The following is a 1944-nucleotide window of genomic DNA, read 5'->3' as shown; positions in this document are numbered from 1 at the left end:
GCTCAGGGTCAGGCCCAGGTTGCCCTTGGCGTACAGGTTACCGCCCTGGCGGTTGTCGAGGCTGGCGCCGCTCAGGGTCAGGTCGGCCCCACTGCTGATCTGACCGCCCAGGTTACTCAGCACTCCGGTTGCGCCGAGGTTCAGGCGCCCCTGGCTGGAAAGCGTGCCGCCGGCACTGTTGTCCAGGCTGCCGAGGGTCAGGTCCAGCGCGGACTGGGCCGTGGCCCGCCCACCCGTGTTGAGCAGGCTGGCCGTCTGGATCGCCAGGCTGTTGCCGGACAGCACGCCCTGGGCGTTGTTCAAGGTCTGGTTGACCGACAGGGTCAGGGCCGCGTCGCTCAGCACCTTGCCGCCGGCGCTGTTGTCCAGGCTGTTGGCCGCCAGGGTGAAGCCCTGATGGCTGGAGATTTCGCCGTTCTGGTTGACCACCGTGGCCAGGTTCTTGAGCAACAGCGCGCCCGGGGTGGTGATCAGCGCGTTCTGGTTATTGAGCAGGCCCTGGTTCAGGTCGAGGGTCAGGCCCGTGGTGCCGCTCAACTGGCCCTGGGTGTGCTGGTCCAGGCCGGTGACGCTGGCGGTCAGGCTCGTGGCACTGCTGATGTGCCCGCCTTGGCTGTTGTCCACCAGGCCGCTGCTCAGGCTCAGGGCGCTGCCGCTGCTCAGTTGGCCAGATTGGTGATTGTCCAGGCCGGTGGAGTTGACGGTCAGGGCCATGGCGCTGGTGATACGGCCGCTTTCGCTGTTGTTCACCTGGCCGCTGCTCAGACTCAGAGCGCTGCCACTGCTCAGCAGGCCGGACTGGTGATTGTCCAGGCTGGCGCTGTTGATCACGGCGACGCCATTGCTCTGGATCTGGCCGGACTGATGGTTGTCCAGCACGCCACTGGTCGTCAGGCCCAGGCTGCCCTGGCTGACAATCGAACCTTGCTGGCTGTTGTCCAGGGACGTCGCGTTGACTTGCAGGTTCTGTTGCGCGGCCAGCCGCCCGCCCTGGTTGTTGAAGGCTCCGCTGGCATTGATATTCAAGGTGCTGCCGGCCGCGATCAGCCCGGCGACGTTGTCCAGGCTGGCAAGCGTCAGGTTGACGTCGGCCAGACTGGAGATCTCGGCCTGGCCGTTGCTCAACGCCCCCAGGTTGGCGCTCAGCGAGCCATTGCTGTGAATCAGTCCACCCTGTCCATTGAGCAATTGTCCGACAGTCACGCCCAGGGTGCCGCCGCTCAGGATCCGACCTTTATTCTGGTTGTCCAGGGTCGACGCCGCCACGCTGACCTGCCGCTGCCCACTCAAGGTGCCGCCCTGGTTGCCCAGGGCCTGCGCGACGCTGACGCTCAGGTCGCGGCTGGCGATCACGCTCTGGCCGGTGTTGCTGAAGTTCTGTGCCGTGACGCTGACATCGCCGCTGCTGTTGCGGGTGTTGTCGGCATTGACTCCGGCCTCGATGATCGCGAGGTTGCTCAACTGGCCGCCGCTGTTGAGGGTGATGCTGTCCCGGGCCGCCAGGTTGTTCCGGCTGGTCAGGTCGCCCGTGGTCTGCACGTTCAAGCTGCTGCCGGCGTAGACCGGACCTTGCGCGTCGAGGCTCGCGGCCTTCACGTTGACCGCGCCACTGGCTGTGGCCTGGGCCAGGCTCAGTTGGCCGTTGGCATCGAGCTGGATATCACCGCCACTGGCCGCCAGGTTGCTAGCCAGTTTGACCCCAACCCCGGCTTCGGTCCCCACCAGCTTGATCGCCCCGGCATACATGCCGCCCAGGGCCGAGGAGTCGATGGCCACCTGGGGTTTGGCACTGCCGTCGTCGGCCCGCGCCGTGGCCTTGAGGCTCTGGGCATCGACGTCGTTGCGGCCGGCCACGATCGTCAGTTGGTTGGCATTGATCTGCGCGTTGATCGTCGCGGCACGGGTGATGATTTCAAAGCGGTCGACGTTGTTGGCATTCAGCCC

Annotated in this window: 1 protein-coding gene; it reads right to left on the bottom strand. The window is 66.0% G+C overall.

The features are described from left to right. Positions 1 to 1944: beta strand repeat-containing protein (locus UCMB321_RS27830; RefSeq protein WP_040071932.1), on the bottom strand; the 1944-nt coding region annotated here is incomplete at both ends.

Source organism: Pseudomonas batumici (assembly GCF_000820515.1).
Lineage (GTDB): Bacteria > Pseudomonadota > Gammaproteobacteria > Pseudomonadales > Pseudomonadaceae > Aquipseudomonas > Aquipseudomonas batumici.
Note: the sequence above shows the minus strand (reverse complement) of the source record. Positions and strands in the feature narration are given on the sequence as shown.